The organism is Pseudoalteromonas sp. K222D, from assembly GCF_017653575.1.
In the GTDB taxonomy this organism is placed as follows: Bacteria; Pseudomonadota; Gammaproteobacteria; order Enterobacterales; family Alteromonadaceae; genus Pseudoalteromonas; species Pseudoalteromonas nigrifaciens.
In genome coordinates, this window is the sequence record NZ_JAGGDL010000003.1 from 36,480 (window position 1) to 56,743 (window position 20,264).

At 39.5% G+C, this 20,264-nt stretch carries 21 protein-coding genes; 14 read left to right on the forward strand and 7 right to left on the reverse strand.

The window, feature by feature from the left end; all coding sequences use genetic code 11:
• Positions 1-6: 6 nt before the first annotated feature.
• Both J5X91_RS02855 and J5X91_RS02860 read right to left on the reverse strand, forming a co-directional pair.
• Positions 7-627, reverse strand: coding sequence for an L-threonylcarbamoyladenylate synthase (locus J5X91_RS02855; protein WP_011327977.1), 621 nt, complete (start codon positions 625-627; stop codon positions 7-9).
• Positions 624-1,478 (reverse strand): PHP domain-containing protein, encoded by an 855-nt coding sequence (locus tag J5X91_RS02860; RefSeq protein ID WP_182677081.1) that lies wholly within the window; start codon positions 1,476-1,478, stop codon positions 624-626. Before J5X91_RS02860 ends, J5X91_RS02855 begins: the two co-directional genes overlap by 4 nt.
• A 488-nt stretch (positions 1,479-1,966) precedes the next feature.
• Here J5X91_RS02860 and J5X91_RS02865 point away from each other — a divergent pair, with 488 nt between their 5' ends.
• From J5X91_RS02865 to trpA, 6 genes are read left to right on the forward strand one after another with little or no spacing between them, the layout of a single operon-like run.
• Positions 1,967-3,535: an anthranilate synthase component 1 gene (locus J5X91_RS02865; RefSeq protein ID WP_182683268.1), complete on the forward strand. Its 1,569-nt coding sequence runs from the start codon at positions 1,967-1,969 to the stop codon at positions 3,533-3,535.
• A gap of 1 nt (position 3,536) precedes the next feature.
• Positions 3,537-4,139: an aminodeoxychorismate/anthranilate synthase component II gene (locus J5X91_RS02870; RefSeq protein WP_041454404.1), complete on the forward strand. Its 603-nt coding sequence runs from the start codon at positions 3,537-3,539 to the stop codon at positions 4,137-4,139.
• A gap of 11 nt (positions 4,140-4,150) precedes the next feature.
• Positions 4,151-5,218, forward strand: coding sequence for an anthranilate phosphoribosyltransferase (gene trpD, locus J5X91_RS02875; protein WP_089368172.1), 1,068 nt, complete (start codon positions 4,151-4,153; stop codon positions 5,216-5,218).
• Positions 5,211-6,575 carry a bifunctional indole-3-glycerol-phosphate synthase TrpC/phosphoribosylanthranilate isomerase TrpF gene (gene trpCF / locus J5X91_RS02880; protein WP_208834034.1) on the forward strand — a complete coding sequence of 455 codons (1,365 nt, stop codon included), beginning with the start codon at positions 5,211-5,213 and terminating at the stop codon, positions 6,573-6,575. Before trpD ends, trpCF begins: the two co-directional genes overlap by 8 nt.
• A 7-nt stretch (positions 6,576-6,582) precedes the next feature.
• Positions 6,583-7,767, forward strand: a complete 1,185-nt coding sequence (gene trpB / locus J5X91_RS02885) for a tryptophan synthase subunit beta (protein WP_011327971.1) — start codon at positions 6,583-6,585, stop codon at positions 7,765-7,767.
• A complete protein-coding gene (trpA, locus tag J5X91_RS02890) occupies positions 7,764-8,585 on the forward strand; it encodes a tryptophan synthase subunit alpha (protein ID WP_086995558.1) in 822 nt (273 codons plus the stop codon). Before trpB ends, trpA begins: the two co-directional genes overlap by 4 nt.
• 84 nt (positions 8,586-8,669) lie before the next feature.
• On the opposite strand, the gene J5X91_RS02895 is transcribed toward trpA, so the two are convergent.
• Complete coding sequence (locus J5X91_RS02895; protein WP_089368169.1) at positions 8,670-8,939, reverse strand: HU family DNA-binding protein; 270 nt, start codon at positions 8,937-8,939, stop codon at positions 8,670-8,672.
• A 199-nt stretch (positions 8,940-9,138) separates the two neighbouring features.
• Positions 9,139-10,563, reverse strand: coding sequence for a sodium-dependent transporter (locus J5X91_RS02900; RefSeq protein ID WP_011327968.1), 1,425 nt, complete (start codon positions 10,561-10,563; stop codon positions 9,139-9,141).
• Between the two features lie 188 nt (positions 10,564-10,751).
• Here J5X91_RS02900 and J5X91_RS02905 point away from each other — a divergent pair, with 188 nt between their 5' ends.
• From J5X91_RS02905 to J5X91_RS02930, 6 genes are all read left to right on the forward strand, one after another.
• The gene (locus tag J5X91_RS02905) at positions 10,752-11,054 is read left to right on the forward strand and encodes a YciI family protein (RefSeq protein WP_058373227.1); all 303 of its coding nucleotides are present in this window, start codon (positions 10,752-10,754) and stop codon (positions 11,052-11,054) included.
• A 159-nt stretch (positions 11,055-11,213) separates the two neighbouring features.
• Positions 11,214-11,471: a PepSY domain-containing protein gene (locus J5X91_RS02910; protein ID WP_011327966.1), complete on the forward strand. Its 258-nt coding sequence runs from the start codon at positions 11,214-11,216 to the stop codon at positions 11,469-11,471.
• A 3-nt stretch (positions 11,472-11,474) separates the two neighbouring features.
• On the forward strand, positions 11,475-12,149 hold the full coding sequence (locus tag J5X91_RS02915) for a response regulator transcription factor (protein WP_007375447.1): 675 nt from the start codon (positions 11,475-11,477) through the stop codon (positions 12,147-12,149).
• Positions 12,143-13,480, forward strand: coding sequence for an ATP-binding protein (locus J5X91_RS02920; protein ID WP_011327965.1), 1,338 nt, complete (start codon positions 12,143-12,145; stop codon positions 13,478-13,480). The genes J5X91_RS02915 and J5X91_RS02920 overlap by 7 nt, the downstream gene beginning before the upstream one ends.
• The gene (locus tag J5X91_RS02925) at positions 13,467-13,877 is read left to right on the forward strand and encodes a hypothetical protein (protein WP_208834035.1); all 411 of its coding nucleotides are present in this window, start codon (positions 13,467-13,469) and stop codon (positions 13,875-13,877) included. The genes J5X91_RS02920 and J5X91_RS02925 overlap by 14 nt, the downstream gene beginning before the upstream one ends.
• 102 nt (positions 13,878-13,979) lie before the next feature.
• Positions 13,980-15,074, forward strand: a complete 1,095-nt coding sequence (locus J5X91_RS02930) for an FAD-dependent oxidoreductase (protein WP_208834036.1) — start codon at positions 13,980-13,982, stop codon at positions 15,072-15,074.
• A 50-nt stretch (positions 15,075-15,124) separates the two neighbouring features.
• Here the strand turns inward: J5X91_RS02930 and J5X91_RS02935 are convergent, their stop codons facing one another.
• Positions 15,125-16,159: an AI-2E family transporter gene (locus J5X91_RS02935; RefSeq protein ID WP_041454403.1), complete on the reverse strand. Its 1,035-nt coding sequence runs from the start codon at positions 16,157-16,159 to the stop codon at positions 15,125-15,127.
• A gap of 172 nt (positions 16,160-16,331) precedes the next feature.
• Here J5X91_RS02935 and J5X91_RS02940 point away from each other — a divergent pair, with 172 nt between their 5' ends.
• Together J5X91_RS02940 and J5X91_RS02945 are read left to right on the forward strand one after the other, a co-directional pair.
• Positions 16,332-17,222, forward strand: coding sequence for a TIGR01777 family oxidoreductase (locus J5X91_RS02940; RefSeq protein ID WP_208834037.1), 891 nt, complete (start codon positions 16,332-16,334; stop codon positions 17,220-17,222).
• Between the two features lie 140 nt (positions 17,223-17,362).
• Positions 17,363-18,541 (forward strand): GGDEF domain-containing protein, encoded by a 1,179-nt coding sequence (locus tag J5X91_RS02945; protein ID WP_208834038.1) that lies wholly within the window; start codon positions 17,363-17,365, stop codon positions 18,539-18,541.
• Positions 18,542-18,773: 232 nt separating this feature from the next.
• On the opposite strand, the gene J5X91_RS02950 is transcribed toward J5X91_RS02945, so the two are convergent.
• Together J5X91_RS02950 and J5X91_RS02955 are read right to left on the reverse strand one after the other, a co-directional pair.
• Positions 18,774-19,442, reverse strand: a complete 669-nt coding sequence (locus tag J5X91_RS02950; RefSeq protein ID WP_041454402.1) for a DUF2987 domain-containing protein — start codon at positions 19,440-19,442, stop codon at positions 18,774-18,776.
• Positions 19,435-20,244, reverse strand: coding sequence for a glucosaminidase domain-containing protein (locus J5X91_RS02955; protein WP_182683263.1), 810 nt, complete (start codon positions 20,242-20,244; stop codon positions 19,435-19,437). Before J5X91_RS02955 ends, J5X91_RS02950 begins: the two co-directional genes overlap by 8 nt.
• Positions 20,245-20,264: the final 20 nt, after the last annotated feature.

Consider the following 20,264-nt stretch of genomic DNA (forward strand, 5'->3'; position numbering starts at 1 on the left):
TATTTTTTACTCAAACGGACTAGTATCACCACAGCCAACACGCAAAATTTGCACTTCATCTTCAGATAAATCAACCACTGTGGTTGCTTGCTCTGCTAAATAACCACCATGGATAATTAAATCTACGTGTTTATCTAATCGCTCAATAATTTCATCTGGATCTGACTCAGTGTATTCTTCACCTGGTAAAATAAGTGAACACGACATGAGTGGCTCGCCAAGTTCCTCTAGTAATGCACACGCAATAGGATGCGCTATAACGCGTATACCTATGGTTTTTTTCTTGTCGTTTAATAAACGTTTTGGTACTTCTTTAGTGCCTTTAAAAATAAAAGTATAAGGCCCGGGAGTATTGTTTTTTATTAATCTAAAGGTTTGATTATCTACGCGTGCATACGTAGAAAGCTCAGATAAATCGCGGCACACTAAGGTAAAGTTATGGTGTTTTTCTATGCCACGAATACGCTCAATACGCTCTTTTGCTTGTTTATTACCAATATTACACCCTATGGCATACCCCGAATCTGTAGGGTAAACAACAACGCCGCCTTGCTTAATTATATCGGCAGCTTGTTGAATTAACCTTGATTGTGGATTCTCTGGATGAATATGAAATAGTTGACTCATGTTGCTGCTCCTTCTTGCTTTTCCCAAGCTTGCCAAACGCCGCGGCAATCCTTAGGTAAGTATAGATTTTTACCAAGCTCTAAGTAGCTTGTCGGAAAATGAAAATCAGACCCTTGTGAACACAACAAATCATACTCACGGCTCAACTCGCCTAAAAATTGACGATCACTTGGTGCTTGCTGAGGCTGAGCAACTTCCATTGCGTCTCCGCCAACAGATTTAAACTCAACCAATAATTTGCGTAGCCATTTATTAGACATTTGATAACTGCTAGGGTGAGCTAAAACCGCCACTCCACCAGCGGCATGAATCGCCTTAATAGCCGTTTTCATATCGCACCAACTACTTGGTACATAACCGGTTTTTCCGCGCCCTAAGTATTTTTTAAATACCCCGGGAAAGTTTTTTGCAACACCGCGTGCTATTAAAGCGCGAGCAAAATGCGCGCGAGTAATTTGCGCATCTTTTGCAAGCTCTTTTGCTTGCTCGTAAATATCATCAAAGCCATTTTTAGCTAGGCGTGTACCTATTTCTAACGCGCGAGTTTCGCGTTTTTGCTGTTGCTCTAGCAATAAAGCCGTTAGGTCTGAATTTTCAGTATCAATATTTAACCCCACAATATGAATTTCAAAGCTTTCCCAGCGGGTTGATATTTCAACTCCAGTGATCAGCAATAATGGTAGGTTTTCGGTATCAATAATATGCTGAGCAGGCTTTATGGCCGCCACAGTATCGTGATCTGTAATAGCAAACACATCTATATTTTTATCAACAGCACGATGCAATAGCTCTGCAACGCTTAGCTGCCCATCGGAATGTGTTGTATGGCTATGTAAATCATATTTTATCAAAAGAAAACTACTTAAAATTAAGTGTGGAAAGTATCGGTAATTAGTATAACAAGTTTTTTAACTAAATTGTTTTTAAATAAACACTTGACATCAAAGCATATGATACGTTTTACTGTAGCCACTTAAAGACACTATAAGCATTAACAATAATGAACAATTCTACTTTAAACACTATTTGGTGGTGGCACTCGTAATTTCCGGGTGATGAATTGTCGTGTCTAACAAATATTCAAAACCCGCAACTGTGCGGGTTTTTTTATCACTAAATTTTATAATTATTATTTAAACGTATCTTTTTAACCAGTAACGACTGGAAAAAATAAAAAGCATTAGAGGCTAAAAAACATGAATAACAATCTTACTCTTACACATCGTTGGTGGCGCTTAATTTAGCGGGACGGTAATGATCTGTTTGTAATTTAGATATCGTTATTTAAACCCCGCATTGCACAGCATTGCGGGGTTTTATTTTTTTGAGGGAATGAGGTTTGATTTTTAGTCACATAACTACCACACCAGGTGAAGTAACCAGCATTACGCAAGTACGCGACTATATTAGTAGCCCGCTTGCACTATATAGCGCACTTGATAAGCCAAATTCGCTACTGCTTGAGTCGGCTGAAATTGAGTCTAAAGACAGTGTTAAAAGTTTAATTTTAGTTGATTGCGCACTGCGTATTGTATGCCAGGGTAAAACCGTAACGATTACAGCGCAATCAAATAATGGGCAACAGCTACTAAGCTATTTACAAGCCAATGTAAAAAGCTGCGAAGCCACTCTAAACGAGACAACATTAACGCTTGCGTACTTAAGCTCAAACAATGATATTGACGAAGCGAGTAAGTTGGTTGCCGATAATGCATTCAGTGCACTGCGCACCTGTATTAACAGTATTAAAAGCACCACCAACAATCCTTTTTCGGTTTTTTTAGGCGGTGTATTTGCCTACGATATGGTAGCCAATTTTGAACAGTTAAGTGATGTGCCAGACGGCGAAAACACCTGCCCCGATTACGTATTTTATTTAGCCGAAACACTAGTGGTAATTGATCATCAAAAACAAACCACAGAACTTATTGGTAATGTATTTAATGGCCCCGACGTACATGCAAACTGCTTTGAAGTAGGTAAAGAGTTAGAGCGCTTAAATACCTTATGCGATAACGCTGCACAATTTAGCGCCAAGATGCAAAGCGGCGAATGCGATGTTGCTATTGATATAAGCGACGAAACTTACTGCGAACAAGTAATTAAGCTTAAAAAGAATATTGTAGATGGCGATATATTTCAGGTTGTGCCTTCGCGTACTTTCTCGCTGCCTTGCCCCGATCCACTTCATGCTTACAGCAAACTTAAACAGCAAAACCCCAGCCCGTATATGTTTTATATGCGCGACGAAGACTTTGCTTTATTTGGTGCATCACCCGAGTCAGCACTTAAATACACTGTGGCATCAAAACAGGTCGAAGTGTATCCAATTGCAGGTACTCGAGCGCGTGGCAAATTTGCGAATGGTCAAATAAATCTAGACTTAGATAGCCGCATCGAGCTTGAGCTGAGAAACGATCAAAAAGAGCGCGCTGAGCATTTAATGCTAGTTGATTTAGCCCGTAACGATGTTGCCCGTATTAGCGTAGCCGGTACGCGCTTTGCAAAAGAGCTATTAAAAGTAGACCGCTACTCTCAAGTAATGCATTTAGTGTCGCGCGTTGTCGGCACGCTAAAGCCAGAGCTTGATGCACTACACGCATACCAAGCATGTATGAACATGGGAACCTTAGTTGGTGCACCAAAAGTACGCGCTGCAGAACTTGTGCGCCAAACCGAAGGTAAACGCCGTGGTAGCTACGGTGGCGCTGTAGGTTATTTAACCGGTGATGGCGCTATGGATACCTGCATTGTTATTCGCTCAGCCTTTGTAAAAAATAATATTGCTTACGTGCAAGCCGGAGCCGGAGTGGTATTTGACTCAGATCCGCAGTCAGAAGCAAACGAAACCCGTGCTAAAGCACAAGCGGTTATTACTGCTATTAAATCTACTTTCGAGGCGGGTTAACATGAGCCAGCAACACCCAATTAAAATTTACTTTTTAGATAACTTTGACTCGTTTACCTATAACTTAGTTGACGAGCTAACTATGCTTGGCTGTGAACTGGTTGTTTACAGAAACAATATTAGCGCTGAGGTTATTTTTAATAAAATGCGCCAAGAGCAAGGCCAAGTGCTATTAGTACTTTCCCCAGGCCCTGGCACACCAAGTAATGCAGGCTGCTTAATGGATTTAATAGCGCTTACCAAAGGTCACTTCCCTATGCTGGGTATTTGTTTAGGCCAGCAAGCTTTAACCCAAAGTTATGGCGGCGTAATTGGCCATGCTGGGGAAACCGTACACGGCAAATCGTCAATAATTGATTTAGGTGAACACCCAGTATTTAACGGTATGGGCAGCACTATGCCCGTAGCGCGTTATCACTCTTTAATGGCCACTAAAGTGCCTGATAATATTGCAGTAATTGCCCAATACCAAGATATTCCTATGGCTATTTATCATCATGATGACAATGTTTTAGGGTATCAGTTTCATCCTGAGTCTATTTTAACCCCAAACGGCGCGCAGCTATTACAGCAAAGCATTGCCTACTTAACCGCTAGCCAATAAAGGAGAACATAATGAGTATACAAACCAAGCAAAACATTAATGTTCTCAGTGCTAATATGCACAATGCGAGCATTCAAACTGCAATTGAGCAACTGATAAGCAACCAATCATTAAGCTACACGCAATCTAAAGCGCTGTTTGATGAAATAATGCAAGGTAACATGAGTGATATTGAGCTTAGCGCACTGCTTATAGCGTTAAAATCAAAAGGCGAAATCAGCGATGAAATAGCTGGCGCTGCGGCGTCTATGCGAGAAAATGCGCTTGCCTTTAATACTACCCGTAACCAACTTGCTGATTGCTGCGGCACCGGTGGCGATGGCTCTAATACAATTAATATTAGCACTACCGCTGCTATTGTTGCAGCCGCGGCAGGTATTAATATGGTAAAACACGGTAATCGCAGTGTCTCAAGTAACTCAGGCTCTGCCGATTTACTCAAAGCATTGGGCATCAATATTGAAATGACGCCAGCACAAGCGGCAAATTGTTTAGAACAAACAGGCTTTACTTTTTTGTTTGCACCTCAGTATCACCCAGGCGTGCGCCACGCAATGGGAGTACGTACTGCCCTTAAAACACGCACTATTTTTAATATTTTAGGGCCTTTGGTAAATCCAGCTGCGCCTGAAGTACAGTTACTCGGGGTATACAACCCCAATTTATGCCTACCTATGGCACAAACATTAAGAACCCTAGGCACCAAGCGCGCAATGATAGTACATGGCTCTGGCACCGACGAAATTGCTCTGCACGGCCCAACTACTGTGGTTGAGTTAAATAATGGCAACATTAGCGAGTATACGCTTAACCCAAGTGACTTTGACCTTGCAAACTATTCACTTGAACAACTAACCGGTGAAGGCCCACAATACAACGCTAATGTCTCTCTTGCTATTTTGCAAGGTAAGGGTGATGAAGCGCATAATGCCGCTATTATTGTCAATGTGGCCGCACTGTTATACCTAAGTGGTAAAGCGCAATCGCTAAAAGACGGCGCACAACAAGTACACACGTTATTAAGTTCAGGGCAAGCCATGAACACACTAAATGCAATTATTGAGGTAAGTAATGGCTAATGTATTAGACAAAATTGTTGCTGATAAAAAATTAGAACTAATTGAGCGCAAAGCCGCTCGCCCACTAGATAACTTTAAGCATCTTGCGGTGCCAACAACTCGCAGCTTTTATAAAGCACTTGCAGCCCCTGGCATTCAGTTTATTTTAGAATGTAAAAAAGCATCGCCGTCTAAAGGGCTTATTAGAGAACCTTTTAATTTAACTGAAATAACCTCGGTTTATAAAAAGTATGCCAGCTGTATGAGCGTGCTAACCGACACCAAGTATTTTCAAGGCAGCTTTGATTACTTAGAGTTTGTACGTAGCCAAGTAGAGCAGCCTCTTATTTGCAAAGATTTTTTTATAGACGAGTATCAAGTATATATGGCACGTATTTATGGCGGCGACGCTATATTATTAATGCTCTCAGTACTTGACGATGAAAGCTATAAAGCATTGCATAGCGTTGCTGACTCGTTAAATATGTCGGTGCTAACTGAGGTAAGTAACGAAGCAGAAGTACACCGTGCGCTTGCCCTTGATGCTAAAATAATTGGCATTAACAACAGAGACTTACGCGATTTAAGTACAGATTTAGCCACCACCGAAAAGCTACGTAAACTTATTCCGGCTAATAAAGTCGTTATTTCGGAGTCGGGTATTTACACCCACCAAGACGTAAAACGATTAGCGCCACTTTGCGATGGCTTTTTAATTGGCAGCTCACTTATGAGCGAACGCGATTTAGAACAAGCCTGCAAAAGAGTTATATTAGGCGATAACAAAGTATGTGGCTTAACGCGCAGCCAAGATGCGCTTGCAGCGTATGAAAGTGGCGCCGTATATGGCGGGTTAATTTTTCACCCCAAGTCGCCTCGTTATGTCGACTTAGACTGCGCCATAGAGCTTAGCCAAAGTGCACCGCTTAACTTTGTTGGGGTATTTGTAGATGCGCCTATAGAGCAAGTAGCCCAGTACGCAAGTGTGTTAAAATTGGCGGCTGTGCAATTACACGGTCAAGAAAGTGACGATTACATTACCACCTTGCGTACACAACTACCTAGCGACTGCGAAATTTGGAAAGCACAGGCAATAAAAGATGCATTGCCGACTCCAGTACATGGTGTTGATCGCATTTTGTACGACACCCACAGCAACACCCAAGCTGGCGGTACAGGTAAAACATTTGATTGGTCGGTGCTACGTGATGCCACCACCCCCTTTATGCTTGCTGGAGGCTTAAATCCTGAGAACATTAAAGAGGCACTTTTTCAAGGCGCCTTAGGGCTAGACCTTAATTCTGGAGTGGAACAGTCTCCGGGTAAAAAGTGCCCTAACAAATTACAAAACGCATTTACAAGTATTAGAAATTATTGAGGTTAAAATGAAAAATCCAGCTTATTTTGGCGAGTTTGGCGGTATGTTTGTACCCGAGCTACTTGTCCCTGCGCTTAAGCAGTTAGAAAACGAATTTAACAAAGCACAAAAAGATCCACAGTTTCAGGCTGAGCTTTCAAAATTACTTAACGAGTATGCGGGTCGCCCTACGCCACTTACTTTAACGCGTAATTTAATTAAAAACCCAAAGGTTAAACTGTATTTAAAGCGTGAAGATTTACTGCACGGTGGCGCGCACAAAACTAACCAAGTACTTGGCCAAGCGTTATTAACTAAACGTATGGGTAAAACAGAGGTTATTGCCGAAACAGGTGCAGGCCAACATGGTGTTGCTACAGCACTTGCTTGTGCTCTGCTGGGTTTAAAATGCCGTATTTACATGGGTGCAAAAGACGTTGAACGTCAGCAACCAAACGTATTTAGAATGGAGCTAATGGGCGCGACTGTGATTCCGGTAACAGCGGGTTCAGGCACATTAAAAGATGCTGTAAACGAAGCACTACGTGACTGGTCAGCAAATTATCAAGATGCGCACTACCTACTTGGTACTGCAGCGGGCCCACACCCATTCCCAACTATTGTGCGTGAATACCAAAAAATTATTGGTGAAGAAGCAAAACAACAAGTGCTAAAAGCTGAAGGTCGCCTACCTGATGCCGTTATTGCCTGTGTTGGCGGCGGTTCTAATGCCATTGGTATGTTTAGTGATTTTATTAACGAGCCAAGTGTAAAGCTCATTGGTGTTGAGCCTGCTGGTAAAGGTTTAGATACACACGAGCACGGTGCTACTATTTGTAAAGGTACTAAAGGTATATTGCACGGTACTTACACCTATATTATGCAAAATGACGACGGCCAAATAGAAGAGTCGTATTCTGTATCTGCCGGCCTTGATTACCCAGCTGTTGGGCCGCAACATGCATTTTTACACGAAACAGGTCGTGCACAATATGTAGCCATTACCGACACCGAAGCACTAGACGCTTTTCAGTCGCTTGCCAAAAATGAAGGTATTATTCCGGCGCTCGAATCTAGCCACGCCCTCGCTTATGCACTTAAATATGCAGAAGCGCTAACTGATGAAAGCATTATAGTGGTTAATTTAAGTGGCCGAGGCGATAAAGACTTAGCCCACGTTCACAATGTATTGTCGCAAGGAGGTCAAATATGAGCCAAGTAAAAACAGATCGCTACGGTAAAATGTTTGCAGCCCTAAATGAGCAAAAACACGGGGCATTTGTACCCTTTGTAACTATTGGCGACCCCGGTAAAGAGCAAAGTATTGCTATTATTAAAAGTTTAATTGATGGCGGCGCTGATGCCCTAGAGTTAGGTATTCCGTTTTCAGATCCAATTGCTGATGGACCAGTCATTCAAAAAGCAAATATTCGCGCCCTTAATGTACACATTAACACCCAAGACTGCTTTGATATTATTAAACAAATACGCCAGTACAATGCAGATATTCCAATTGGTTTATTACTATATTCAAACTTAGTTTTTAAGCGCGGTATAGACACCTTTTATAAAGATGCTAAAGCCGCCGGCGTAGACTCTATTTTAGTGGCCGATGTGCCACTGCATGAGTCAAAAACATTTAGAAAAGCAGCCATGGCAAACGGTGTAGACCCTATCTTTATTGCCACCCCTAATGCTGATGACGACACGCTTCGTGCATGCGCATCGTATGGCAGAGGTTACACCTATTTACTGTCGCGTGCGGGAGTTACCGGCACTGACGAAAAAGCGCAAATGCCAGCGGGCAACATTGTAACTAAATTAAAAGAATACCATAGCGCACCAGCACTATTAGGTTTTGGTATTTCAACGCCTGATGATGTAAAAGCCGCATTAAGTGCCGGTGCTGCGGGGGCTATTTCGGGCTCGGCAGTGGTTAAAATTATCGAAGCAAACCTTGATGATTTACCCACCATGACCACACAATTAAAAGCCTTTGTAGCTAAAATGAAAGCTGCTACAGCGCTTTAATAAACTACAACGGAAATTAAAAAAGGGCATTTTTAAAATGCCCTTTTCTGTTTTTATAAATAAAGTGTTTAACGGAGAATTAAATTAAAGAACATCTTTTAACGTTTTAGAAGCTTTAAACACTGCTTTATTAGCTCCTTCAATTTCAATACTGGCACCGGTTTGTGGATTACGCCCAGTGCGTGCTGGGTAATAGCTTAATGCAAAAGTACCAAAACCGTTTATTTGAACTTGATCCCCTTCTGCTAGCGACTTAGTAATTACTTTTTGTAAACTGGTAAGTGCTGCTTGTGCGTCTTTTTTAGTTAACTCACTTTTTTGAGCCATAGCGGTAACTAGTTGTGCTTTATTCATTGAATGCTCCTAAATACACGCATAATGAAATTAATTAAGCGTGGGAATTTAACCATAATATAAAATAAAGTCAGGGAGGCTAAGGCTTACAAGGACGCAAGTCAACCCTGCAGCGTTAATACAATTAATATTAGCTGTACATTTATTTCAGACATAAAAAAGCCGCGAAATACGCGGCTTAATTAATATTAATCAGTTTTTAAAAACCAAATAATTTCAATCCAAAAAACTTAGTTGCAACTGTGTTTATAAATATAGTCGCTAAAATAATTGGAATAAACGTTGAAAGCGAAAAGTTAACATATTTTTCCATAAAGCTGCCTGCATAATTAGGCGAGCCTATGCTCAACTCTTTACTTAAATTTGCTTTTTTCCAGCGGTACATTACAAATAAACACACCATTAAACCGTTAAGCGGTAAGATGGTGTCGTAAAATACATCGTAAACTACATCAAAAAAGCTTTTACTTTCACCGCCGTAACCAGTAAACGACGTTAAGCTATCTACCATACCAAACGACATAGTACATAAAATTGTAAGTACGCCTGTGGCTAAGGTTAAAATACCCAATGCTTTTTTACGGCTTATGCCTTTGCGATCGCTTAATGTTGCTGTAGGTACTTCTACAATAGAAACGAGTGATGTAATTGCAGCAAAAAATACTAATAAAAAGAATAAGAATGCCACTGCCGATGCACCAAAGTAACCAATATCATGTTGCAGTGCTAACAATATTTTAGGAAGGTATACAAATATCATCGATACTGATGAATCAGAAAGCGTTGCTGGGTCTGTATTTGGATCAAAGCTAAAAATAGCCGGTAACACCATTAAACCTGCAACAAACGCAACTAATGAGTCGGTAATCGCAACCATTTTTGCACTGCCTACAATGTCGTCCTTTTTAGATATATAAGACGCATACGTCATTAAAATACCCATACCAAGCGATAATGAGAAAAATGCTTGCGCTAACGCACCATTTAACACACTGGCATTCATTTTAGAAAAATCAGGAATAATATAATACTTAACACCTGCCATCGCGTTATCTAGCGTTAATACATAACCCACTAACACAATTAACATGACAAATAATGCCGGCATTAAAAATTTAGCCGCTTTTTCTATTCCTTGCTTTACGCCACCTAACAAAATTAAGTTAACAACAAGTACCACAGCTGCCATATAAGCAAATACTGTGTAGCTATTAATAAACAACCCAAAGTGTCCAGGGTTTGCCAACGAATCTAAATTACCAAGTGCGGTTTGCGTTAAATAGCCAAAAATCCATACGGTAATAACCATATAAAAAACCGCTATCATAAAAGGAGTAAATACAGCTAAAAAACCAGCCAACTTCCATTTTGTGTCATTGTTACCCAATATTTTGTATGAGCCTAGGGGATCTTTTTGCGCTTTACGGCCCATGGCCATTTCAGCCATCATTACGGGTAAACAAATAAATGCGACAAACAAGGCATAGACGAGCAAAAATGCGCCACCACCGTTTTTTGTTGCAGAAACAGGAAAGCCCACTAAATTACCAATGCCCACAGCAGAGCCCGCCGCTGCTAATATAAAACCTAAGCGGGAGCTAAAGTGCTCTCTATTTTCACTCATGTATAAACCTTGTTATTATTTATCTTATCCATGGGACTCTAACAGTGTTACACAGCGCTTTTCAAGCAATTACACAGTAAAAAAATATTCTCACTGTAAACAAAGCTGTAAACACTTTTAATTCACCATTTTTCAACGCTATGCTAGTATACACTTAACTAAATTTAACAAATTTTATGAGATTCTTTATGTTGTACATGATTTATTCAATCGATGTTGAAAACAGCTTAGCACTGCGTAAAGAGGCCCGACCAGCGCACCTTGCACGCTTAAGTGAACTTGATTCGCAAAACCGTTTACTGACTGCAGGCCCGCTTCCGGCTATCGATAATGAAGACCCAAGTGATGCAGGTTTTACCGGTTCACTGGTAATTGCTCAGTTTGACTCTTTAGAGGCCGCCCGAGAATGGGCAGCAGCCGACCCTTATGTTGCGGCTGGCGTATATGAAAACTCAATTGTTAAACCATATAAAAAAGTATTCCCTGCTTAATAACACATGTACTTAACCTTGAATGATCTCACTATAAAATTCAGGGTTTGTTCACTCGTTAATTATTAAACTGTTGCCGTAAAATTCTTATTAAGTATTTAATTGAATTTTGGTAACTCAGTTTATTAAACTGAGTAGGTCTGATCTAGGAGTCCCGTCATGCGCGTATTATTAATCCTCAACTTTTTCGCTTGTATTTGTTTTGCTAATACGCTGCAAGCTAATACAATAACCAAGGTTAATAGCGTTGAGATAAGCAAAAAGAAAGCGGTAGTACTTGCAAAAGAAACCACTGACGGTACGACATTAAAAATTACCGAAAAAATAAATTTTTATACTGTACGAATTTTAAAATCTGACGGCCACGTCGTAGATTTAAAAATAAATAAAAAAACTGGCGAAGTGAAAAAGGATTGATTGATGCGAATTTTAGTTATAGAAGATGATTTACACTTAGCAGATAACCTGCGTAATGCTCTAGAAAAAGAACGTTACAGCGTAGATTTATGCCACGATGGTGAAGCGGGTCTTTTTCATATCACTGAGTACCCTCTGGACATGGCTGTGGTTGACTTAGGTTTACCTAAAATAGACGGGATTGAGCTTATTAATAAAGCCCGTGCCCAAGGCATTACCATTCCTATTTTAATACTAACAGCGCGCGATCGTTGGCAAGACAAAGTAGAAGGCTTAGATGCCGGTGCAGATGACTACCTAACAAAACCATTTCATGTTGAGGAGCTAATTGCCCGTTGTAATGCACTAATTCGCCGCAGCGCAGGTAAAGCAAACCCAGAAATGACAGCAGGACCAATTAAAATTCATACTCGCTCGCAGCAAGTGTGGGTTGACGATAAAGAGTTAAGCTTAACTGCATACGAATACAAAGTACTAGAATACCTCATGGTTAATCCGCAAAAGGTAATTTCTAAATCAGAGCTTACTGAGCATATTTACGACCAAGACTTTGACCTTGATTCGAACGTAATTGAAGTATTTGTACTGCGTTTACGTAAAAAATTAGATCCTGAAGGCGTATTAAACCCTGTAGAAACACTACGAGGACGCGGCTACAGGCTTAAAAGCCAGTGGTAGCACCGCAAATATCGTTAAAAATAAGGCAAGGATTTATCCTTGTCTTTGTTTTGTTAGTCGCCCTGCCTATTTTGTTTTACTCTATAGGCACCGCTTATTATGCCTCTTTGGTTGATGCAACAGAAAAAAACCTCGAAGCCCATCTGTACTCCCTAATTTCTGAAGTCGACTTTACAGAGCGCGGCATTATTATGCCCAGCACTATTTTAACCCCCGAGCTTAATAATTTAAATTCAGATACCTACGCAATGATATACCGCGATGATGTACCTATTTGGTATTCTGAGTCGGCGGTGAATGTTAATTTTACGCCAGAATATATTGAGCCCAAAGCCGGCGCCGCTGACTTTAGGCGTGTGGAGTATAATAACACCAGCTATTGGCAATTAAGCTTAACCGTTATTCTCAATAATATTGATCAGTCTGAGCAAGCACGCTTTATTTTACTCAAACGTAACGACGCGTTAGTAAAGCTTATGGATGGCTTTAAACAAACACTGGTTGACTGGATGTTTATAATGGGAATAGCAATTGCTGGGTTAATGGCAATTGGTTTTATTTGGAGTGCCCGGCCACTACAGCGCCTAGATAAAGAAATTAAAGCGATAGAGTCTGGCGATATACAAGAAATAAAAGGCTTGTACCCAGTAGAGTTACAAACAATAAAAGCTGATTTAAACTTATTACTTGAATCGCAACAACGCCAAAAAGAGCGCTACAGAGCGTCATTAAGCGACTTAGCCCACGCACTTAAAACACCATTGGCAGTACTAAAGTCGAGTCCATTGGCAAATGATGCCGATGCACAAGAACAACTAGATCGCATCAATGTGATGATCGAGCATCAATTAAAGCGTGCTGCTACAGGTGCTTCCGACACTTGGAAAAAACAAACCGTTATTAAACCTGTTTTAGACTCTATTTTAAGTGCTATGGGTAAAGTATACCGCGATAAAGATATTATTTTTGACTGTAAAGTAGGTAAAAAAGATTACTTTTTAGGTGATAAAACCGACCTAATGGAATTACTTGGTAATTTAATTGATAACGCCTGTAAAGCATGTCGCTCGCAAGTAACCATTAAAGTAGCGCAAGGTAAAACCCTGTGTATTAGTATTAGCGACGACGGCCCAGGTGTACCACAAGACAAACGCGAATCTCTGCTTACCAGAGGCACACGCTTAGATACCTACGAAAGTGGCCATGGTGTGGGTATGGCAATCGTATCTGACTTAGTTAAGTCGTATCGTGGCTTACTCACCATTTCTAAGTCTGAGCAATTAGGCGGGGCCAAGTTTATGCTAGAGTTTAATTACCATGAAAAAAAGTAACTCTATAATTTATTTATTAAGCTTAACTTTATTATTTTTTAGCTCGGTAAGCTTTGCCCAGCAAGCATGTAAATTACCTGCTCAAGCAACACCAGAGGTTACTAAGCGTTACATTCAGTGCCTTGATGATCAATTAAATACAGCTAAACAACTGCAAAACACTTGGATCCAAAAGCGCAAATTTGAGTTAAACAAATTAGAATTTGAAACTGGCAATACGCAAATTTTACAGCTGTTTATAAAAAGCATTGCCAGTAACGAAAATTATATTAAGCATAGTTGCCAATGGCGCTACTCATTAAAGTTGCCTAATGCTTTAACTGCTGCAATAACCTATAAAACCTGCGAGTTATCACTAGTAGAGCAATTTACTTTAGACTTAAAGCGGCCTCTTTAATATTCAAAATAAGTGCTGCGCTATTGATATCGACATAAGTAGCGATACTAATAAATAGTCCAGCGCCTTACAATGCAAACCACAAAGGTATAAAAGCTTACTATGAGCAAATCCACTACAAATGAACCCGTTATTATTATTGGCGGCGGCTTAGCTGGGTTATATAGTGCATACCTGCTACAGCAACGCAATATTCCCTACCTATTATTAGAAGCAAAACCACAGTTAGGCGGGCGAATTGAAGCAGCACATGACACTCACAATAGTGCTATTAGCTTTGATTTAGGCCCTACTTGGATTTTTGATCATCAACCTAAAATTCAACAACTTATCTCGTTATTATGCTTACCTGTATTTGCACAATATACACAAGGCGATGTGTTATATCAGGCAGCGCAAACGCTAAAGCCACAACAAATAGCAGGTGCAGGCGAAATGCACCTACTAAGATTAACAGGCGGCATGTACAGCTTAATTAAAGCCTTGTATGAGCAGCTTAATCCGGCTTCAATCCTAACAGAGCATCACGTCGTTAAATTACATAAACAACAAAATACCTGGCATATAACCGCTAACCACAATGGCAAAATTAAGCAATTTAGCGCAAAGCAACTAATTGCAGCGCTCCCCCCACGTATGATAACCCAACACTTAACTCCTGATCTTTGGGCTGACCAAACACTTATAAATCGCTTAACTGCAGTGCCTACATGGATGGCAGGCCAAGCTAAATTTATAGCAACTTTTGAACATGCTTTTTGGCGTGATAAAAACTTATCTGGGCAATGTTTTAGCCGTGTTGGGCCATTAGTAGAAGTTCACGATGCAAGCGCCAGTCATAATGGCCACCCCGCCCTATTTGGCTTTATTGGTGTACCTTATTCAACGCGCAGTACAGTAAGCACTGAGCAATTAAAACAAGCGTGTATAGAGCAACTTGCTTATTTTTATGGCGATGAAGTATACGCGGCAACGGGGTATTTTATTAAAGACTGGGCAGCTGACCCCTATGTAGCAAATGAAAATGATAAAACAGGGCCTTCACAACACCCAGAGTTTAACTACTCGGGGCTAAGCTCACAGTTAGCTAACTTAAATATTCATTTTGTTGGCAGTGAATTTGCGCAGCAAGAGGCAGGATATTTAGAAGGTGCAATAAACGCATCAGATACGGCTATTAATGCTTTAAAAGTTTAATAGCCGTAAAGTTATGCTTATAGCAAAGTAATATACTACTTTGCTATAAATTAGTTTTCAGTAAGCTCTTCGCCTGTACCTAGTAATGTTGCCACCCAGCGGCCTTCGTCACTTGCCTCAAGCCCTATTTTAACTATCATAGTTAAAGGTACCGACAGCAACATACCTACAGAGCCTAATAACCAGCCCCAAAATATCAAAGACAAAAACACCACTAAGGTAGAAAGCCCCAGCCCTTTACCTAAAAATTTAGGCTCTACTATATTACCCATCACAGTATTAATAACTAAATATCCGGCTCCCACTAAACCAGCAACTAAAGGGCCTTGCGTTATAAGTGCTAATAATACCGCAGGTACAGCAGCAATAATTGAACCGATATTTGGAATGTAATTAAACATAAAGGCTAATACACCCCACAATACAAAATAATCGACATCTAAAAACCACAGTAAAGAAGCAGCTAATATACCCGTTCCTAAGCTTACTAAGGTTTTAATGGCTAAATAAGAGTTAATTGAGTCTAAAAAGCGATTAATTTGTTTCATTTTTTTATCAGGATCGTTAAGCGCCGAATGTATTTTATGATTAAGTGACGGCCCTTCAAATAGCATAAAAACCACGGTTAAAATAATTAAAAACATATTCGCCATTACCCCACCTAAGCCGGTGAGCATATTGGTGGCGACATCAACCATTTTACCAGGATCAAACATAGATAATATTTGGTCTTTATTAATTAAAATATTGTACTGCGACGCTATATCAACCAGCCAAACAAACTCTTCTTTTAATTTAACTTTAAACTGCGGAAGTTGCTGCGAAAAATCGTTAACTGACTGCCCTACCAAGCCGCCAAGGCTGACTCCTAGCCCTACAATAATAAGCACCACAAAAATAACAGCAATGCCTTTAGGAATACGATAGCGAGCAAAAAATTTAATTAGCGGGCTGCAAATAATTGCAATAAATGCCGCTAAAATAAAGGGAATAATAATAGCGCTGGCCGACTTGATCCCTGCGAGCACAATAACTAGTGCAGCAAAAATAATTAAGCTTTTATTTACCCCTGTTAAACTTGCCAATATTATGATCCTTATTATTTTTTATTAGGCTTTAGTGTAAGGCAAAAGCTAATAAAATGAAATATTTACTAAGTGATCATAAAACTGCATTACACGTATAAATTTGCAAAACCAAGCACTAGCGAGTATAAATTTTAAACACTTGCTAGCAATTAAAAAATAAGGCTGTGTTATGCATATTTTTATTACTGGAGCTACTGGCTTAATTGGCCAACACCTTTGTCCTTTTTTAACCCATCATCATAGTGTTACTGTGCTAAGCCGTAACCCCACAAAAGCAAACGTACTTTTAGGGCATAAAATAAATGCAGTTACTAACATAGAAGCGGTTGATTTTAATAATGTTGATGTAGTAATTAACCTCGCAGGTGAGCCCATTGTAAATAAACGCTGGAGTGATAAGCAAAAATCGATTATTCGCGATAGCCGCATTGAGCTAACAAAACAAATATCTGCAGCAATCGCTGCATCCAATACCCCACCGCATACGTTTATATCAGGCAGCGCTGTTGGTTTTTATGGTCGCCAAGGCATTACCCCAATTGATGAAGAAAATAATAAACCCCACGATGAGTTTAGCCACCAGCTTTGTAAAGACTGGGAAAACGCAGCATTAGCAGCTCAATCAACTAGTACCCGCGTGTGTTTACTGCGCACAGGTATAGTATTAGCAAAAAAAGGCGGTGCTTTGAGCAAAATGCTACCGGCGTTTAAGCTCTGTTTAGGCGGCCCTATTGGCAATGGCGAGCAAGGTATGTCGTGGATCCATATTGACGATATGACGCAGTTAATATTATTTATTATAAAACATAAAAATATGACTGGGCCTATTAATGCAACGGCACCAAACCCTGTAAGTAGTAAAGTATTTAGCAAAAGTTTAGGTAAGGCGTTATCTCGACCAGCTCTAATTCCTATGCCAGCGCTTGTGTTAAAGCTGTTAATGGGCGAAATGGCTGATCTGCTCATTACCGGACAATATGTTTTCCCCCAAAAAGCATTAGAGCATAACTACCGATTTCATTTTTCTGATATTGATTCGGCATTAGAGAGTTTAGTATAAGCACAGTCATTCAGCATTTATAAATACTTATTTAGTTATAAATACAATGCTTTACAACGATTTTTAAAATTTTATAACAGTATATAATACACGGACGCAGCGAATTGCTCTGCCACTTTATATTTAAGAGTACTTACAACATGCTGCACTTACCAACTATAACTAGCCTATCTTTTATTTTCAACTTACTGATAGGTATACTGTTTACTTCTTTTTACCTGCACAAAAAAACAACTAGCTTTTTGTTATTTGGTGGTGCTTGTATCTCGTTTGCCACTGCTATTTTACTTGTGAGCTTTAAAGAAGAGCTAAACCTCCCATGGCTAACTCACTACCTTGCAAACCTATTTATTATACTGAGCCCACTATTACTTGTAATCGGCTTAAATAAGTTTAACAACAAAGCTGTAATAAACTTAACGCCTTTGGCTTACCTTTATGGCTTGTGCGCTTTATTACTCGTGTTTGTATACAATCATGTTTTAAGCCAAATATTAACAAGCTTTATTGTTGCCATTTTATTTTTATACGGCGCTTTTATTTTATTAAAAACACACTGCGTTGCTAAATTACAGCAACGATTACTTATAATAGGCTTAGTAACACATAGCTTAGTGATGTTAGGACAAGTTATTTTATTGTTGCTCCCCTTTATAACCTCAAATAATGATGACTTTAAGCCCCAGTTACACATACTATTAATAGCGCACCTTTTTATTACCACACTCTGTGCTTTAATTTTGCCTTTTATTATTTTTGCAAATTCAGAATCTAAGCTGATTAACTTGGCAAACAATGATTCGTTAACGCAATTATTAAATCGCCGCGGATTTTTCTCTACCTGTAAAAACATTAAAGCCAATACAGCCGATAAAAATCATACCCTTGCTTTAATTATGTTAGATATAGATTTTTTTAAGCGTGTAAACGATAAATATGGCCATGATGTAGGCGACCAAGCATTAAAATGGATAGCGCAACATATCAGCCAATTATTTATGAATATTGGCATAACAGCGCGAATTGGGGGAGAAGAGTTTGCAGTATTGCTTAATGGTTATACGCTTGAGCAAGCAAATACCTTGGCAGAGCAATTAAGCTTTAATATTCGTCAGCAACCATTTTATTGTAATGATCAATCCATTCCTCTGTCTGTTAGTGCCGGTGTTAGTAGTACCACTATTAACCAGCTAAATTTAAAAGAGCTATTATTACACGCCGACAAACACCTATACCTTGCAAAAGAAACAGGCCGCGACAAAGTAGTTAGCCAATACGATCACACCCTCTTCTCGCAAGCCAACACGTCCGCAATATAATACTTAACCAGAGTTAAGGTTACTAAATAACCTCAACTGCGGATAATAAACCTATCTCAAGCAGCTATTTTCAGCGCTAACTGCGTTGAATTCACTGAAAATCTCTGGCTAGAGAAAATAAAGCTAAATATAACTATGATTCAATACGTTAGTAAATCTCTTAACCAGAGTTAAGGTTACTAAATAAAAAAGCGGCAAAAGCCGCTTTAAATAATTTTTTATAAAATTATATTTATTTAGTTATCCAAGGTGTTACTTTTATAACATCTGCTATATCAGCTAATTCTTTGGTATCGTCTTGCCAATTGTCTGCAACAGCGAAATAGCACACTGATTTTTTACACTCAATGCTTTCATCATCAAAATGCATTGGCTTTTTAAAGGTAACAACTACGCCTTTTTGTTCTGGTAATAAAAACCACATTAATTTGCTAACAAAAAATCCCGATAAATCAGCCAACAGTTCGTCAAGTTCAGTGTGTATAGTAAATAACGACTGTTTAGTAAAGCTTAAACCTTCAAGTTCATTCGCTTCTATTTGTAATTTTAACTGACAGTCATGTACCGGATTTTGCGGTTGCACCACAATAACCGCTTTATCTGTATCAAGTTGCTTATCAAAAGGCAGTAATAATTGTGCTTGTTCGGTGTAATTGAGCGGGTATTCGTTATTTTCGGTTAAAATTGTGCCACTTTTAATTGCACAGGCTTCGTTAGTGCCAATATCGCTAATATAAAAATTAACTCGCGCATATTGAAAATCACCTTTATTAACCACTTTTAAGCGATCGTAAAAGCCATCGTACGACATTACAAACTCTCTAGCAGAGGCATTTAATGCGGTAACACTCAGTAGTGTTAACGACAGTGCTGTCATTATATTTAATACACTTTTATTCATCAAAGTAGGCTCTATTTTGGTTAATCATAGTGTTTAGCTCTTCTATATACGCTTCACCACGCTCTGAATACGACATTAAACCCTGAGTTAATAATGTTGCTGCTATGGGTTGTTGTTCTAAGCGTAGGTTTTCGCGAATAGATCGCAGCTCTTTATAAGCATTATGGGTGTTTATATTTTTAAAGTAAGAACTAACCGCAGCACGCACCGACTTAAACGCAGCCACTTCATGTGCAGCACCGGTATCACGTCTACCAGGGACCATACCGCAGCCTTTTGAATAACACCACTGGCCAAAAAAGTTCAGGCCAATACGTGCAAATCGCGATGTTCCCCACGCAGACTCATTAGCAGCTTGCATTAGGGCTAGTTCTTTAGGGATCACGTCTACACGGCGAAGTGCTTGTTTAAGCGTAAAGCTATCTATTGTTGTGGGTAGGTCGTACGACTTTAATATTTTAACAATATCATTGCTTTGTTTTTCATCTAACGGTAAGTCGTTTTCAAGCATCATTCGAGCAATTTCTAAATTAGCGCGTTGTTGTAAAATCTTTTTATTTTCGGCTTCTACATGCGGTTTAATAAAGTTAAAAAATGCCCGCTTTTTATCTTTTACATCCGCAAACTCAGAAAAATTTGGTAGCGTTACACTGTGCAGCGGTTTTTCTTTTTTCTTTTGCTTTTTAGATTGCTCTGAACTTGTTTGTTCATCTGAACCACTCTCGTCACTTTGTAAAAAAGGAAACGCCAGTGCCCAAATAAAAAGTGCGGCTAATATAAACTTTATAATGTTTTTTAACATGTACTCTCTCAATAAAACTT

Excerpts from the sequence above, each read along its gene's own strand:
- J5X91_RS02855 (WP_011327977.1), bottom strand. The coding sequence starts at position 627 with ATGAGTCAACTATTTCATATTCATCCAGAGAATCCACAATCAAGGTTA.
- J5X91_RS02870 (WP_041454404.1), top strand. The coding sequence starts at position 3,537 with ATGAGCCAGCAACACCCAATTAAAATTTACTTTTTAGATAACTTTGAC.
- trpD (WP_089368172.1), top strand. The coding sequence starts at position 4,151 with ATGAGTATACAAACCAAGCAAAACATTAATGTTCTCAGTGCTAATATG.
- trpCF (WP_208834034.1), top strand. The coding sequence starts at position 5,211 with ATGGCTAATGTATTAGACAAAATTGTTGCTGATAAAAAATTAGAACTA.
- trpB (WP_011327971.1), top strand. The coding sequence starts at position 6,583 with ATGAAAAATCCAGCTTATTTTGGCGAGTTTGGCGGTATGTTTGTACCC.
- trpA (WP_086995558.1), top strand. The coding sequence starts at position 7,764 with ATGAGCCAAGTAAAAACAGATCGCTACGGTAAAATGTTTGCAGCCCTA.
- J5X91_RS02895 (WP_089368169.1), bottom strand. The coding sequence starts at position 8,939 with ATGAATAAAGCACAACTAGTTACCGCTATGGCTCAAAAAAGTGAGTTA.
- J5X91_RS02900 (WP_011327968.1), bottom strand. The coding sequence starts at position 10,563 with ATGAGTGAAAATAGAGAGCACTTTAGCTCCCGCTTAGGTTTTATATTA.
- J5X91_RS02905 (WP_058373227.1), top strand. The coding sequence starts at position 10,752 with ATGTTGTACATGATTTATTCAATCGATGTTGAAAACAGCTTAGCACTG.
- J5X91_RS02910 (WP_011327966.1), top strand. The coding sequence starts at position 11,214 with ATGCGCGTATTATTAATCCTCAACTTTTTCGCTTGTATTTGTTTTGCT.
- J5X91_RS02915 (WP_007375447.1), top strand. The coding sequence starts at position 11,475 with ATGCGAATTTTAGTTATAGAAGATGATTTACACTTAGCAGATAACCTG.
- J5X91_RS02925 (WP_208834035.1), top strand. The coding sequence starts at position 13,467 with ATGAAAAAAAGTAACTCTATAATTTATTTATTAAGCTTAACTTTATTA.
- J5X91_RS02930 (WP_208834036.1), top strand. The coding sequence starts at position 13,980 with ATGAGCAAATCCACTACAAATGAACCCGTTATTATTATTGGCGGCGGC.
- J5X91_RS02940 (WP_208834037.1), top strand. The coding sequence starts at position 16,332 with ATGCATATTTTTATTACTGGAGCTACTGGCTTAATTGGCCAACACCTT.
- J5X91_RS02945 (WP_208834038.1), top strand. The coding sequence starts at position 17,363 with ATGCTGCACTTACCAACTATAACTAGCCTATCTTTTATTTTCAACTTA.
- J5X91_RS02950 (WP_041454402.1), bottom strand. The coding sequence starts at position 19,442 with ATGAATAAAAGTGTATTAAATATAATGACAGCACTGTCGTTAACACTA.
- J5X91_RS02955 (WP_182683263.1), bottom strand. The coding sequence starts at position 20,244 with ATGTTAAAAAACATTATAAAGTTTATATTAGCCGCACTTTTTATTTGG.